Source organism: Burkholderia sp. Bp9099, assembly GCF_003857805.1.
Lineage (GTDB): Bacteria > Pseudomonadota > Gammaproteobacteria > Burkholderiales > Burkholderiaceae > Burkholderia.
This window is the reverse complement of sequence record NZ_QTPU01000008.1, coordinates 167,039-181,102: the sequence shown is the minus strand read 5'-3', so window position 1 is coordinate 181,102 and position 14,064 is coordinate 167,039. Positions and strand designations below refer to the sequence as shown.

11 protein-coding genes are annotated in these 14,064 nt (G+C 70.2%); 3 read left to right on the top strand and 8 right to left on the bottom strand.

The genetic code is table 11. The features are described from left to right. Nucleotides 1-81: 81 nt before the first annotated feature. On the bottom strand, nucleotides 82-1,893 hold the full coding sequence (locus DIE17_RS11295) for a sensor histidine kinase (RefSeq protein WP_185735363.1): 1,812 nt from the start codon (nucleotides 1,891-1,893) through the stop codon (nucleotides 82-84). Further along, nucleotides 1,890-2,537: a response regulator transcription factor gene (locus DIE17_RS11290; protein ID WP_044845374.1), complete on the bottom strand. Its 648-nt coding sequence runs from the start codon at nucleotides 2,535-2,537 to the stop codon at nucleotides 1,890-1,892. The genes DIE17_RS11295 and DIE17_RS11290 overlap by 4 nt, the downstream gene beginning before the upstream one ends. 307 nt (nucleotides 2,538-2,844) lie before the next feature. On the opposite strand from DIE17_RS11290, the gene DIE17_RS11285 reads away from it, so the two are divergent. Together DIE17_RS11285 and DIE17_RS11280 are read left to right on the top strand one after the other, a co-directional pair. Continuing rightward, entirely contained in the window at nucleotides 2,845-3,297 is a 453-nt protein-coding gene (locus tag DIE17_RS11285; RefSeq protein WP_124920814.1) for a hypothetical protein, read from the top strand. A 102-nt stretch (nucleotides 3,298-3,399) separates the two neighbouring features. Continuing rightward, the gene (locus DIE17_RS11280; RefSeq protein ID WP_124920813.1) at nucleotides 3,400-5,427 is read left to right on the top strand and encodes a VTT domain-containing protein; all 2,028 of its coding nucleotides are present in this window, start codon (nucleotides 3,400-3,402) and stop codon (nucleotides 5,425-5,427) included. 15 nt (nucleotides 5,428-5,442) lie between these two features. On the opposite strand, the gene DIE17_RS11275 is transcribed toward DIE17_RS11280, so the two are convergent. The 6 genes from DIE17_RS11275 to DIE17_RS11250 all read right to left on the bottom strand — a co-directional run bounded on the left by DIE17_RS11275 (nucleotide 5,443) and on the right by DIE17_RS11250 (nucleotide 12,840). Then, entirely contained in the window at nucleotides 5,443-5,772 is a 330-nt protein-coding gene (locus DIE17_RS11275; protein WP_044845371.1) for an addiction module antidote protein, read from the bottom strand. Next, nucleotides 5,769-6,101 carry a type II toxin-antitoxin system RelE/ParE family toxin gene (locus tag DIE17_RS11270; protein ID WP_044845370.1) on the bottom strand — a complete coding sequence of 111 codons (333 nt, stop codon included), beginning with the start codon at nucleotides 6,099-6,101 and terminating at the stop codon, nucleotides 5,769-5,771. The genes DIE17_RS11275 and DIE17_RS11270 overlap by 4 nt, the downstream gene beginning before the upstream one ends. 357 nt (nucleotides 6,102-6,458) lie before the next feature. Beyond that, nucleotides 6,459-7,013, bottom strand: a complete 555-nt coding sequence (locus DIE17_RS11265; protein ID WP_124487679.1) for a protein tyrosine phosphatase — start codon at nucleotides 7,011-7,013, stop codon at nucleotides 6,459-6,461. A 187-nt stretch (nucleotides 7,014-7,200) separates the two neighbouring features. Further along, the gene (locus DIE17_RS11260) at nucleotides 7,201-9,678 is read right to left on the bottom strand and encodes an alpha/beta hydrolase fold domain-containing protein (RefSeq protein WP_124487678.1); all 2,478 of its coding nucleotides are present in this window, start codon (nucleotides 9,676-9,678) and stop codon (nucleotides 7,201-7,203) included. After that, nucleotides 9,665-11,392 (bottom strand): GMC family oxidoreductase, encoded by a 1,728-nt coding sequence (locus DIE17_RS11255; protein ID WP_124520377.1) that lies wholly within the window; start codon nucleotides 11,390-11,392, stop codon nucleotides 9,665-9,667. Before DIE17_RS11255 ends, DIE17_RS11260 begins: the two co-directional genes overlap by 14 nt. 26 nt (nucleotides 11,393-11,418) lie before the next feature. Then, a complete protein-coding gene (locus DIE17_RS11250) occupies nucleotides 11,419-12,840 on the bottom strand; it encodes a coniferyl aldehyde dehydrogenase (protein WP_124920812.1) in 1,422 nt (473 codons plus the stop codon). Nucleotides 12,841-12,983: 143 nt separating this feature from the next. Between DIE17_RS11250 and DIE17_RS11245 the strand changes: the two genes are divergently transcribed. Further along, nucleotides 12,984-14,027, top strand: a complete 1,044-nt coding sequence (locus DIE17_RS11245) for an AraC family transcriptional regulator (RefSeq protein WP_124487675.1) — start codon at nucleotides 12,984-12,986, stop codon at nucleotides 14,025-14,027. The last annotated feature ends 37 nt before the right edge of the window (nucleotides 14,028-14,064 follow it).

Sequence of the window (14,064 nt, the reverse complement as noted above, 5' to 3'; positions counted from 1 at the left end):
CGGTCGAACAAATCACGATCCTCACCGTTCGGCATCAGCGGGAAGAGGACTACCACTGACCCCCATGACAGCACAGCGCCGCTACTGCTTCGCCCTTACCTGTTCCGTCCGTGACGTCCCCCGTCCGTCATGCGCGATCGCCACATGCGCCGACGCCACCGGAATATCCACTTCCACCGTCGTTCCTTCGCCGAGCGTCGTATCGATCCGCAGCGTGCCGCCGACGAGATACGCGCGCTCGCGCAGGCCGACCAGCCCGAACGATCCCGACTTGCGCGGCGCACCGGGATCGAAGCCCGCACCGTCGTCGCGAATCGTCAGCGCGATCGTCTCGTCACGGTAGACGAGCGCCACGGTCGCGCTCGACGCGGCCGCGTGCCGCGCGACGTTCGCGAGCGCTTCCTGCGCGATACGGAACACGGCCGTCGCATACGGTTCGTCGAGCAGCAATTCGCCCGGCTCGACGTGCAGCGCACACGCGATGCCGTGACGGTGCTGGAAATCCTCCACGAGCCATTGCATCGCGGCCGCGAACCCGAGGTCGTCGAGCATCAGCGGACGCAGGTCGGACGCGATGCGCCGCGTGGCCGTCACCGCGCCGCGCGCGAGCGCATGCATCGCCGCGATCTTGCGCGCCAGCGGCGCGTCGTCCTGCGGCACGCGGTCGAGCAGCCATTCGAGATCGTTCTTCAGCGCCGCGAGCGTCTGCGCGAGTTCGTCGTGCAGTTCGCGCGCGATGCGGCGCTGTTCGGCCTCGCGTGCGGTCGCGCTGATCGCCGCGATCTCGCGCAGCTCCTCGCGCGACGTCTGCAGCGCCCGCTCCGCGCGCACGCGCTCCTCGACTTCGCGCCGCAGGTCGCGGTTCGACGCGCTCAACTGCGCGGTGCGCGCCGCGACGCGCTGCTCGAGCCGTTCGTTCGCCTCGTTGAGCTGCGCGCTCTTCTGCACGACGAGCAGGTGCTGATAGCGCGCGCCGGCCAGCGCGCGCACCGTCTGCGCATGCAGCCGGCCGTTCTCGAACAGCAGCGCGAACAGCACGACGCACGATGCGACGAGGCCGTAGGTCCGCCCGGCGTAGAAGCCCAGGTCGAAGCGACCGTGGTTCAGCATCGCCGACAGCGCGATGTCGAACAGCCAGGCGACGAGCACGATCATCACCCACAGATCGAGCACCGAATGACGACGCCGCAGCCGCCACATCAACACGAGCGCGGCGAGGTTCAGTGCCCAGACGATCGTGATCGCGTGCGTCATCGTCGACGCCATCCGGTTGCCCTGCATGATGCGCGGCAGCAGGTCGTGGCCGGCGGTCGCGAGCAGCGCGAGCGCGACGGTCGCGCCCGCGGCCGACGCGATGCAAAGCAGGATCGGAATCGCCGCGCGACGCTGCTCGAGCGACGGCGGTCGCGCGCGCGCCGCCGCGCGCAGCAGCACGTACGCGGCGACCGTCAGCGGAAAGCCGCCGTGCCAGAACAGATAGAGCCACGCGGTGGTCTGTTCGCCCGCGCCGAGCAGGCCCGTCGGCGAGAACAGCCCCGGAAAGGTCAGCATGTGCGTGCCGGCCATGAAGCCCGTGAACAGGTAGCCGCCCGCGAGCGCGAGCAGCGATTTCTCGCGCAGGATCGCGTACTGGCCGAGCAGCAGGCCGGCCGTCACCATGTCGTTGATCACGATCGCCGACTGGTACACGGGAATGAAGCCCAACACGCGCGCGAGCGGCACGCCCGCGAACGGCGCGAGGGCGGCGAAGATCACGGCCGACACGATCACCGTCGCGATCGCGAGCCGCCGCTCGCGCCGGTCGGGCGGCAGCGACGACATGAACAGGCGCGACGGATCCGACGCGTCGTCGTCGTCGGGGGCGGCGGAGCGGACGCGGAACGCGGGCATCATGCGTCGTCGACGCCGAGGTCGAGATCGTGGCGCATCGCGTAGCGCACCAGCGCGGCTTCGTGCGGCAACTCCATCTTCTCGAGGATGCGGGTCTTGTAGGTGCTGACCGTCTTCGCGCTCAGCGTGAGTTCCGCCGCGATCCGCGTGACCGTCTGGCCCGCGACGATGCGGCGCATCACGTCGAGTTCGCGCGCGGACAGCCGCTCGTGCGGCAGCATGTCGGCCGGCGTGCGCAGCGTGCGCGCGAGGCTCTCGGCCGCCGACCGGCTCACGTACACGCCGCCCGCCGCGACCTTGGTGACGGCCTCGACGAGTTCGGCGGTCGCGCTGTCCTTCGTCAGGTAGCCGGTTGCGCCGGCCTTGAACGTGCGCGCCGCGTACTGCGCCTCCGCATGCATCGTCAGCACCAGCATGCGCAGCGACGGCGCATGCGTCCTGACCAGCCGGATCAGCTCGATACCGGTCGGCGCGGGCATCGACAGGTCGAGCAGCAGCACGTCGGCGGCGCGACGCTCGGCCAGCGCGAGCGTGGCCGCGCCGTCGCTCGCCTCGCCGACGATTTCGAAACCGCCGGCCGTTTCCAGGATGTGACGCAGTCCGTCCCGCATGACTGCGTGATCGTCAGCCAGCATTACCCTGATCATCTAGCGGTCCTCTTCGGGATGATGCCGCGGGCTGCTCCGCCGGTAGCCGCCGCGGCCGTTCTTCTGACCAATATATTCCGCCGAAACCAAAAATGGTGCACCTGCGGGAAATTTTTGAGATACGAGAGTGTCGAATCTGTCTTGAAGCGAAATAATCGGCGTGAAATGGCACAGGCGATAGGGCCAGATGGGGCGGGTATTCCCGAGGAATGGTCGCCGTCGGGCGGGCGGCATGCGTCGCGGACCGCCCTGATTCAGAGATAAACTGGTGCCCGATTGCACCGTTCCGACCCGAGGAGCCGCCACGATGATCGATCTCGCCGACATCCTGCCGTCCGCGTTGCCCGACGCCGTCGCGTGGGCTGACGCGCAGGCGGCCCACGGGCTCGCGCATGGCGTGCCGCTGACGCCCGCGCAGGCCGACGACGCGCGCACCGTCGGCGTCGCCCGGCCGGAGCGGATCCGCGTCGTGGTCGCCGACCGGCTGCCGTTCCCGGACACGCCGGCGCTGGGCGCGATCGCGCGCGACACCGGCCTGTTGTCACCGGGGACGATCGGCCTCACGCTCGGCCATGCGGTGTTCGTGCTGCGCGGCCACGACACGCGACGCCTGCTCACGCACGAATTCCGCCATGTGCATCAGTACGAGGAAGCCGGGTCGATCGGCGCGTTTCTCGCGCGCTATCTGCACGAGATCGCGACCGTCGGCTACCACGACGCGCCGCTCGAGGCCGACGCGCGTCAGCACGAGTTCGACTGACACCGCCCGCCGGCGCGACCGCGCGCACACGCCGATGAACCTTCCCCACGCCACCGCCGGCCCGGTGCAGACACGCCGCGCCGCCACGCCGCGCGGCCTGCGATGAGCGACACCATCCACGCATGGCTCGGTGCGATCGGCGCGCATCCGGCGCTCGTGCTGGCGATCGTGTTCGCCGCCGCCTGTGCCGAGGCGATCGCGCTGATCGGCACGGTCGTGCCGGCCGGTGCCGTGCTGTTCGCGGCCGGCACGCTGATCGGCGCGGGCGCGCTCGACGGCTGGACGGCGATCGGCGTCGCGGCCGCCGGCGCGATCCTCGGCGACGGGATCAGCTACGAGCTCGGACGCCGCTACCGCGGCGCGATTCGAAACGGGTGGGTCCGGCTGGGCTATGCGGATGCCTATGCGCGCGGCGAGCAGTTCGTGCTGCGCCACGGGACGAAGAGCATCGTGCTCGCGCGTTTCCTGGCGCCGGTGCGCGCGGTCGTGCCGGTCGTGGTCGGCTGCGCGACGCTGCCGCGCCGGTCGTTCTACCCGGTCAATGTCGTGTCGGCGCTGATCTGGGCGCCCGTGCACATCGTGCCGGGCATCCTGTTCGGCGCGTCGGCGGTGCTGGCCGCCGCGATCAGCGTGCGGGTCGCCGCGATCCTGCTCGTGATCGCCGCGCTGGTCGCGCTCGTGTGGATCGGCGTGCGCGTCGCGCTGCGGCGCGGCTGGCCGTTGCTGCGCCGCGCGGCCGGCGCGGCCGGCGCGGCCGTGCATGCATGCGCGCGCCGCTGGCCGCGCGTCGGCGGCTGGCTGCACGACGCGATCGAGAAGGGGCGCCGCCTGCCGGGCGTGGTGCCCGTGTTCGCGCTGCTGTTCGTCGGCTGCGTGTGGCTGTTTGCCGGCATCGTGCAGGACGTCGTCGCGAACGATCCGCTGATGCACGCCGACATCACGGTGTATGCGTTCCTGCAGGACCTGCGCACGCCGCCGGTGGATGCCGCAATGCGCGCGCTCGCGGTGCTGCACGGACACGATACGGGGCTGATCGTCGCGGCCGCGTTCCTGGTCTGGCTGATGATCCATCGCTGCTGGGTGACGTCCGCGTGGTGGCTCGCGACAGTCGGCATCGCGGTCGTGCTCGTGCCGGCGTTCGGCACCGGCCTGCCCGGCATGACGCCCGCGAGCCTGCCGCCCGGCGCGCCGCACGTGCCGCTGCCCGACGCCGACGCGGCGTTCGCGATGCTCGCGAGCAGCGGCATCGGCTGGGTGGTCACGCGCGACCGGCCGGCGCTGTGGCGCATTCCGGTCGTGACCGCGGTCGTGTTGTGGATCGTGCTCGGCGGCTTCGCGCGGCTGTACGTCGGCGATACGTGGTTGTCGGGTCTGCTCGGCGGCTGGAGCCTCGGGCTCGCGTGGTTCGCGGTGCTGGCGGGCGCCTATGCGTACTGGCAGGTGCGCGAGCATGTGCAGCCGCGGGGCGCGCTCGTCGCGGTGCTCGTCGTGCTCGCGACGACCGGCGTCTGGACCGTGCCCGCGCAATGGCAGCTCGAACGCGCCGCGCGTCCGCACGTGGGCGACGTCGTCGCGATGACCGTCGATCAATGGATGCGCGGCGGGTGGCCGCGCGTGCCGACGCGGCGCACCGAGATCGGCGGCGATCGCGAGGAATATCTGCCGTTGCAATGGTGCGCGACGTCGGACACGCTCGATCGCCATCTTTCGCTGGCCGGCTGGCAGCGCGCGACGCCGTGGTCGGCCGCCGCCGCGCTGCGGTGGCTGCTGCCGCAGGGGCCGGCCGACGCGCTGCCCGTGCTGCCGCGCTATACGCACGGCGAAAGTACGCGCCGCGTGTTCGTGCGTGTCGATCCGGCCCGTCCGGACAGCCGCCTCGTGCTGCGGCTGTGGCGTTATCCGTACGCGCTGCAGGATGCGCTCGGCACGCGGCCGCTGTGGTACGGCGCGCTGTATCGCGAGACGCTGCATCGGCCCGCGGGGCTGATGACGGTCGTGCGCACGACGACGATCGACGATGCGGCGACGATCGCGCAGGCGCTGCAGGTCGAGCCGACGCTCGCGCGGCCGCCGGCGGGGACGAGTGGGGCGCCGGCCGCGGTGCTGCTTGTGTGGATGGTGCAGCCTTGAAGCGCGTGCGCCGCGTTATGCGTGCGACGGTTGCGCGGGGACGACGGACAGGCGCAGGCCGACCGTCTTGAGCACCGCGAGCAGGGTTTTCAGCGTCGGGTTGCCGTTGGGCGACAGCGTGCGATACAGCGATTCGCGGCTGATGCCGGCGTCGGCAGCGACCGCGCCGAGCCCGCCATACGCTTCCGCGACCGTGCGCAGCGCGAGCAGCGCGGCCGCGCGGTTGTCGGGGTCGTCGAGCGATTCCATCGCGACGCGCAAATAGGCCACCGCGAGCTCGCGGTCCGCGCCGAGTTCGGCGACTTCCGCGTCGTGGTGCGATACCGCGCCTTTGAGCTTGTTCATGCTTGCCTCCGTTTCCAGTCCAGCCAGTGTTCCTTCGCATGCCTGATATCGTCGGACTGGCTGTGCTTGTCGCCGCCGTACAACAGCAGCACCAGCGCACTGCCGTACCGGCCGAAGTACACGCGATAGCCGGCACCGACGTGGATGCGCAGTTCGATCACACCTTCACCGACGGGTTCGCAATCGCCGAAATTTCCGGTCTGCACGCGACGCAGCCGCTCGCGAATCCGCGCCTGGGCGACCTTGTCGCGCACGGCGTTCAACCATTCGGTGAAAGGCTCGCGACCGTCGGCGCGCTGATAGCGAAGCAGTTCGAACTTGGAGAGCATTGTAGCTTATAAGTTACATGAAGGGCATGGATATCGGCGTGATTGCGTTGTGGGCCCGATGAGGCGGATGACGTGAAACGCACGCGGGCCGACTGCCGAATCGAGACGAAGCACGACGCGAAGGCGCTGCGCGGGAATGCCTGCAGTGCCTTCGTGGCTCGGGGTGTCGGGCGGCGAGACCGGTTGCCCGAATGAAAATCATTCTTTGATTCGGGGCGTCGGATGACGATTCGGCCGAACGGCTGATCTCGTCGGCGCGTACGGGAAACGCGCCGTGCGGGGGAGGAACTGCTCAAACGATCGGACCGCCGGTGCCGCCGCGTGACGCGACGGTCGACCCGGCGAGTCCGGCCTGCGTTACTGCTTCGCCGGCGCGGCCGTCGCGACCTTGTCGAGCGCGGCCGGGATGAACGTGTCGAGCTGCGCGGTCACCGATTCGTAGAAGTCGATCGGCTTGCCCCACGCGTCGGGTACGTCCTTGTGCACGCCGGTCGCGTATTCGGCAAGCGTGAAGACCTTGCCGGCGGCAGACGGATAGAGCGTGAGCACCTTCTCCTTGTGCTTGTCGGTCATCGTCAGGATCACGTCGGAGTGCTTGACGTCGTTCGCATTCAGTTGCACCGAACGATGCGCGGACGTGTCGATTCCGCGCCGCTTCATCAGGATCACACCGTTTTCCTCGGGCTTTTCGTCATACGGATCCTCGTCGACCGCGCGCGAGATCACGGCGATATGCGCGTGCCGTTGCGCGATCAGTTGTCCGGCGATCGCTTCGGCCATCACGCTGCGTCCGGTATTGCCCGTATCGACGAACGCGACCTTCTTCGGTTCCTCCGCGAATGCCGACGTCGCGCACTGGACGCCCAGGCAACAGAGCAGCGCAAGCGTCTTGAGGATGGGGCCTTTTTTCATTGGTGTCTCCGCCAGGGTGGGGTGGTCGTCGCCGCGGCACGACGCCGAGGCTGGCGGAGATCATGCCGGCCGCGCATGCCGGAAAAAAATAAACGGCCGGTTTTGGCAAGAGGGTGTCGCATTGTTGCAAGCGGGTCGATCGAGGCAGTCGCGCTCCGCAGCCTCGATCGCCGGCATCACCGGATCGTCACGTCGCGACCGCCGTCGCCGCCACCCGCCGCGCGGCAAATCCCGCCAGCGTCCGCAACGCGTCCCGCCCCGAGCGCAGATAGAACGCCTGCAGATGAAACACATGCCAGCGCGCGGCATGAATCTCCAGCCGGCACGGCACGCCGCAGGCGAGCGCATGCGACGCGAGTCGCTGCGCGTCCGACAGCAGCACTTCCTGGTCGCCAGCCTGCACCAGCATCGGCGGCAGTCCACGCAGGTCGGTGTCGAGCGGGCCGGGCGCTGCAGCCGAGCCCGCGCCGTGATACCAGCGCAGCCCTTGTTCGAGCCAGCCGCGACGGATCATCGGATCGTCGTGGCGGCGCGATGCGAGCGTGTCGCCGCCGAGCGTCGGGTCGGTCACGGGCGAGATCAGCAGCAGCGCGGCCGCGGCGGGTTCGCCGCGCTCGCGCAGCGCGATGGCGAGCGCCAGCGCGAGCGCGCCGCCGGCCGAATCGCCGGCAATCACGATCCGGTGCGGCGCGTAGCCTTGCGTGCGCAGTGCATCGTATGCGGCCAGCGCGTCGTCGAGCGCCGCCGGGCTCGGGTGCTCGGGCGCGAGCCGGTAGTCGGGCACCCACACCGGCAGGCCGGCTTCGGTCGCGAGCCGCGTCGTCACGCCGCGATGCGTATGCGGGCCGCCGAGACAGAACGCGCCGCCGTGCAGATAGAGGATCGCGCCGCCCGCCTCGCCGCGCTTCGGCGCGATCACTTCGACCGGCACGCCGGCGGCGGACGTCCGGTAGCGCAGCGTGTCGCCTGCGCCCGGCATCAGTGGCGACAGCAGCGCGACGACGCGGCGCTGCATGCGCGCGCCGAACGGCGGCCCGATCAGCGGCCGGAACGCGACGCGCAGAAAGCCGCGCAGCGACGCCGCGGCGAGTGCTTCCACGCGGCCGGCGGGCGGCGCGACGACGGCACCGTGCGTCGTCGTCGGGGTTGATGTGGGTGTCGCCGTGCCGGGCAACGGCTGCGTGAAGCGATACGCGGACAGCCCCGTGAAGCGCGTGATCCATCGATAGGTCAGCGTGAAGCCGGGCCAGTTCGTACTGTTGTGGCCCGACGCGTCGACGTACCAGCTCTTGCAGCCGCTCCACACTGAGCCTTCGAGCCGCTGCTGCACATGCGTGTTGTAGCGCCGGTAGCGGCGCGGATCGACGTCGATCGCGCACGCGCCGTCGCGCCGCATCGCGCGCACGCAGCGCATCACGTGCGCGATCTGGCTTTCGAGCATGTAGACGATCGAGTTGTGGCCGAGGTTGGTGTTCGGGCCATACAGCATGAAGAAGTTGGGGAAGCCCGGCACGGTGAGCCCGAGATACGCCTGCGCGCCGCGCCGCCAGGCGTCGTTCAGGTCGAGCCCGTCGCGGCCGGTGATGCGCATCGGCGACAGGAACGCGGTCGCCGCGAAACCGGTGCCGTAGACGATCGCGTCGACCGGATGGTGCACGCCGTCGTCGGTCTCGATGCCGGTCTCGGTCACGCGCCGGATGCGCTGCGTGACGAGCGCGACGTTGTCGCGGCCGATCGCGGCGAGGTAGTCGCTCGACAGCAGGATCCGCTTGCAGCCGATCGGATAGTCGGGCGTGAGCCGTTCGCGCAACGCCGGGTCGCGCACGTCGCGCGCGAGCAGCTTGCGGAACGGCCGGCCGACCGCGATGTCCATCAGCCCGTGCAGCCGCGTGAACGCAATCGCACGCGACTCGTAGCGCACGTAGATCGACGCGCGATGCAGCTTCATCGCCCACGGCAGCCGGCGGAACAGCGCCCGCTCCCACGGACGATAGGCGCGGTCGGGACGCGGCATCACGTAGGCCGGCGAGCGCTGGAACACGACGAGGCGCTCGACGTCGCCGGCGATCGCGGGCACGAACTGGATCGCCGACGCGCCGGTGCCGACCACCGCCACGCGCTTGCCCGCGAGCGGATAGTCGTGATCCCAGTGCGCGGAGTGGAAGGCGCGGCCGCGAAACGTGTCGATGCCGGGCAGGTCCGGCATCGCGGGGCGGCTCAACTGGCCGGTGCCGCTGACGAGCACGGCAGCGCTGAGCGTCGTGCCGTCGGCGAGCGTGACGTGCCACAGCGCACGGGCCTCGTCATACTGCGCGCGTTCGACGTTCGCGCCGAAGCGCAGGTAGCGTGCGAGGCCGTACTTGCGCGCGCAATGCTGCAGGTACGCATGGATTTCAGGCTGCGGCGCGAACACGCGCGACCAGTCCGGGTTGGGCTCGAACGAGAACGAGTACAGATGCGACGGCACGTCGCACGCGGCGCCCGGGTAGCGGTTGTCGCGCCACACGCCGCCGACGTCGTGCGAGCGCTCGACGATCACGAAGTCGTGAATGCCGGCGCGCTGCAGCGCGACGGCCATGCCGATGCCGGCGAAGCCGGCGCCGATGATGATCGCCGACAGCGGCGCGGCCGGTGCGGCGGGACGGGATGCTTCAGGCGACGACATGGCGGTTTTCCTCGGGCAGGATCGCATCGTGCGGCGCGCACGACGCGGGAACAGTGTCACGATGTGCCGGCACGGCGGCCGGTTCGCGTTCGGTGTCGGCCGCGGCGTGTAGCGGCACACGCCGCACGCCGCGGATCAGGTCGATGGCCTTCTCGGCGATCATGATCGTCGGCGCGTTGGTATTGCCGCCGATCAGCGTCGGCATGATCGACGCATCGACGATGCGCAGCCCCGCTACGCCATGCACGCGCAATTGCGGATCGACGACCGCGAACGCGTCGCGCCCCATCCGGCACGTGCCGACCGGGTGATACACGGTGTCGGTGCGCCGGCGCAGCACGTCGCGGATCTCGTCGTCGGTCGTCACGTTCGCGGTGAACAGGTCGCGCGTGATCCATTCGGCGAGTGCCGGCGCCTCCATCAGCCGGCGCGTGATGCGGAAGCCGGCGACCATGTCGTCGAGATCGCGCGGATCGTCGAAGAACGCGGGGTCGATGCGCGGCGCGGCGAGCGGATCGGCGCTGTGCAGCGTGACCGAGCCGCGGCTGCGCGGCCGCAGCAGGCACACGTGGCACGACAGTCCGTGGCCGGCGTGCAGCCGGCGCGCATGATCGTCGACGAGCGCGACGACGAAGTGCAGCTGGATGTCGGGTGCATCGAGGTCGGCTCGCGTCTTGAGGAAGCCGCCGCCTTCCGCGAAATTCGACGTCAGCATCCCGCGCCGCTCGCGGCGAAAGTGCGCGAACTCGCGCAGCATGCGCAGCCCGCCGCGCGCGGACACGCCCATCGTGTCGACGCTGCGCGCGCGGTAGCCGAGGATGAAGTCCGGATGATCCTGCAGGTTGCGGCCGACGCCGGGCAGGTCGGCCCGCACCGGGATGCCGAGCCCCTGCAGTTCGCGGGCCGGACCGACGCCTGACAGCATCAGCAACTGCGGCGTCTGCAACGCGCCGGCCGCGAGTACGACTTCGCGCCGTGCGCGCAGCGTGCGAACCTCGCCGCGCTGCCGCACCTCGACCCCCGTCGCGCGCGTGCCGTCGAACAGGATGCGCAGCACCTGCGCGTGTGTCTCGACCGTCAGGTTGTCGCGGCGGCCGACGTGCGGCAGTAGGTACGCGCGCGCCGCGCTCCACCGCTCGCCGTGCTTCTGCGTGACCTGATAGAGGCCGACGCCTTCCTGCCGCGCGCCGTTGAAGTCGTCGGTGAGCGGCAGGCCGGCCTGTCGCGCCGCTTCCAGGTAGCGCGCATGGAACGGGTTGCCGGTGCGCAGGTCGCTGACCCACAGCGGGCCGTCGCGGCCGTGAAAGGCGTCGTCGAAGCGCTCGTTGTGCTCGCTCAGGCGGAAGTAAGGCAGCACGTCGTCGTAGGACCAGCCTTCGTTGCCGAGCGCGGCCCAGCCGTCGTAATCGACGCGATGGCCGCGAACGTAGACCATCGCGTTGATCGCGGACGAGCCACCGAGCGCCTTGCCGCGCGGCTGATAGCCGATGCGCCCGCCGAGCCCCGGCTGCGGCACCGTGTCGAATGCCCAGTTGTTCATGCGGGTCGGCAGCATCGCGACCGCGCCGGTCGGCACGTTGACGAGCGCGTTGTCGCCGCGGCCACCGGCCTCGAGCACGCAGACGGTGACGGCCGGGTCCTCGGTGAGGCGCCCCGCGACGACGCAGCCGCCCGATCCGCCGCCGACGACGATGTAGTCGAAAGTCTTGCTCATGAAATCGTCTCCCGATGGTCGATGGGTCAAGCGATGCGCGTGAGCACGCGCAGCAGCAGGTCGAAGGTTTTGCCGTACGGCGGGTGGAACAGCGCGGTTCCGCTGCGACGCGCCTGGTGGAACACGGGCTTGTGATGGCTGAACGTGTCGAAGCCCCATTTGCCGTGATACGCACCGATGCCGCTCGGGCCGACGCCGCCGAACGGCTGGTGTTCCTGTGCGAGATGCCACAGGCAGTCGTTTACCGTGACGCCACCCGACACCGTTTCGCGCAGCACGCGATCGCGGCGCGCGGCGTCGCGGCCGAACCAGTACAGCGCGAGCGGGCGCGGCCCGCGGTTCACGCGCTCGATCGCTTCGTCGAGATCCGCGTATTCGACGATCGGCAGCACGGGGCCGAAGATCTCCTCGCGCATTACGCGCATCGTGTCGCGCGCGCCGAGCACGAGCGTCGGCGCGAACTTGCGCGAGCCGGCGGGGAAGCGTTCGCCGGCCGGATTGACTTCGAGCACGCGTGCGTCGCCTGCGCGCGCATCGTCGACCAGGGCCGCCAGACGGTCGCGGTGGCGCGCGCCGATGATCGCCGTGTAGTCGGGGTTGGCGAGGAGGGTCGGGTAGCGGCGCGCGATCGCGTCCGACAGGCGCGCGGCAACGATCGGTGCGGTGCCCGCCGGCACCAGCAGATAGTCGGGCGCGATGCAGGTCTGGCCGGCATTGAGCAGCTTGCCGAACGCGATGCGCCCGGCCGCGTGTGCGACGTCGCACGACGGATCGAGGATCGCCGGCGACTTGCCGCCGAGCTCGAGCGTGACGGGCGTGAGGTTCGCGGCCGCAGCTTGCGCGACGTCGCGGCCGACCGCGGTCGAGCCGGTGAAGAACAGATGATCGAACGGCAAGCGCGCGAACGCCTTCGCCGTGTCGACGTCGCCGGTGACGACCCGCAGCTCGTCGGCATCGAACGCGTCGGCGACGAGCGTCTCGAGCAGCGCCGACAGCTGCGGTGTCAGTTCCGACGGCTTGACCAGCACGCGGTTGCCGGCAGCGAGCGCCGCAACCGCGGGCCCGAGCGCGAGTTGCAGCGGATAGTTCCACGGGGCCATCACGCCGACGACGCCGCGCGGTTGCGGCGCGATCCGGTTGTAGCCGGGCCGGAAGTGCGCGGCGGTCGGCACGCGGCGTTCGCGCATCCAGTGCCGCAGATGCGCGCGTGCATGGCGCAGGCCGCTTCGAACCACGAATAGTTCGGCGAGCCGCGTTTCGTGCGCGGAGCGTCCGCCGAAATCGGCGTCGATCGCACGCACGAGCGCGGCTTCGTGCGTATCGAGCAGCGCGCACAGGCGATCGAGCCGCGACAGGCGGATCGCGAGCGGCGGGGCGGGATCGCGGGCACATGCCTCGCGCTGGTGTTCGAAGCGGGCGGCGAGGTCGGGTGGGCGACTCGGTCGCATGGTGTCTCCTCCGGGGGCGTTGACGTCGTTCGGGCGACGACTGATGACGCCGATGGTGCGGGCCGCATGGGAAAACACCAATGCTGCTTCGGGACAATTGTTTTAGTATTTGGGCCAAATCGGCGCTTCGAGGGTTTCTCCGCATGAGCTTCTGGGACTTCACCCGGAGTCCGGCCAGCGCGCGGCTGCTGGTCGATTTCGGCGACGAACGCGGCGTGCCGCGCGCGAAGTTGCTGGCCGGTACAGGGCTCGCGGACGCGCAGCTCGACGATCCGAACGTCGAGGTGACGGCCGCGCAGGAACTGCGGCTGACCGGCAACCTGCTGCGCGCGCTCGGGCGCGCGCCGGGCCTCGGGTTCGAAGTCGGGCAGCGCTATCACTTCTCCGCGTACGGCGTGTGGGGCTACGGGCTGATCGCGAGCGCGACCGCGCGCGACGCGCTGGCGCTCGCGATGCGCTTCCTGCCGCTCACGTATGCGTTCACGGTGATCACGTACCGCGAGGAACCGCAGACGGGCGTGCTCAATTTCGGCGCGCCGGAGCTTGATGCCGACCTGAGCCGGTTCCTCGTCGAACGCGACATGGCGGCTGCGGCCGTGCTGCTGCAGGAAATCGGCGGCGGCGATTTCGCGTTGTCGCGCTTCACGATGCAGGCCGCGAGCGCGGCGAGCGCAGCCGCGTTCGCACCCGCAGCGCGCATCGCGGGCGTCGAACCTGCGTTCGGCGCCCGCGCGAACAGCCTCGCATTCGACCGTGCGTTTCTCGACCGGCCGCTGCCGCATGCGAACCCGCTGACGGTCTCGATGTGCGAGCAGATGTGCAGCCAGCTGGTCGAAACGCGGCGCGCGCGGCTCGGCACGTCGGAGATGGTGCGGCAATATCTGACGGCGACGCCCGGCAACGTGCCGTTCTCGCTCGAGGACATGGCGCGGCTGATGAACACGAGCCCGCGCACGCTGAAGCGCCGGCTGCAGGAAGAAGGCACGACGTTCAGGGTGTTGCTCGCGCAGGCGCGCGGCGCGATGGCCGAGACGCTGCTCGGCGATGCGCACCTGTCGCTAACCGAAGTGGCCGAGCGGCTCGGCTTCAGCGACCTGTCGAGTTTCTCGCAGGCGTTCAAGCGCTGGTATGGTGTGCCGCCCGGCACGTATCGCAGCGGCCTGCTGCGCGACGGCGGCTCACCCTGACGCAGGGTCGCGCCACGCGCGCATTCCCCAACCCCTT

What these genes read in the sequence shown, in the direction of transcription:
- DIE17_RS11270 (WP_044845370.1), bottom strand. Translation starts at nt 6,101, where the DNA reads ATGCTCTCCAAGTTCGAACTGCTTCGCTATCAGCGCGCCGACGGTCGC.
- DIE17_RS11280 (WP_124920813.1), top strand. Translation starts at nt 3,400, where the DNA reads ATGAGCGACACCATCCACGCATGGCTCGGTGCGATCGGCGCGCATCCG.
- DIE17_RS11255 (WP_124520377.1), bottom strand. Translation starts at nt 11,392, where the DNA reads ATGAGCAAGACTTTCGACTACATCGTCGTCGGCGGCGGATCGGGCGGC.
- DIE17_RS11245 (WP_124487675.1), top strand. Translation starts at nt 12,984, where the DNA reads ATGAGCTTCTGGGACTTCACCCGGAGTCCGGCCAGCGCGCGGCTGCTG.
- DIE17_RS11250 (WP_124920812.1), bottom strand. Translation starts at nt 12,840, where the DNA reads ATGCGACCGAGTCGCCCACCCGACCTCGCCGCCCGCTTCGAACACCAG.
- DIE17_RS11260 (WP_124487678.1), bottom strand. Translation starts at nt 9,678, where the DNA reads ATGTCGTCGCCTGAAGCATCCCGTCCCGCCGCACCGGCCGCGCCGCTG.
- DIE17_RS11295 (WP_185735363.1), bottom strand. Translation starts at nt 1,893, where the DNA reads ATGATGCCCGCGTTCCGCGTCCGCTCCGCCGCCCCCGACGACGACGAC.
- DIE17_RS11265 (WP_124487679.1), bottom strand. Translation starts at nt 7,013, where the DNA reads ATGAAAAAAGGCCCCATCCTCAAGACGCTTGCGCTGCTCTGTTGCCTG.
- DIE17_RS11275 (WP_044845371.1), bottom strand. Translation starts at nt 5,772, where the DNA reads ATGAACAAGCTCAAAGGCGCGGTATCGCACCACGACGCGGAAGTCGCC.
- DIE17_RS11290 (WP_044845374.1), bottom strand. Translation starts at nt 2,537, where the DNA reads ATGATCAGGGTAATGCTGGCTGACGATCACGCAGTCATGCGGGACGGA.
- DIE17_RS11285 (WP_124920814.1), top strand. Translation starts at nt 2,845, where the DNA reads ATGATCGATCTCGCCGACATCCTGCCGTCCGCGTTGCCCGACGCCGTC.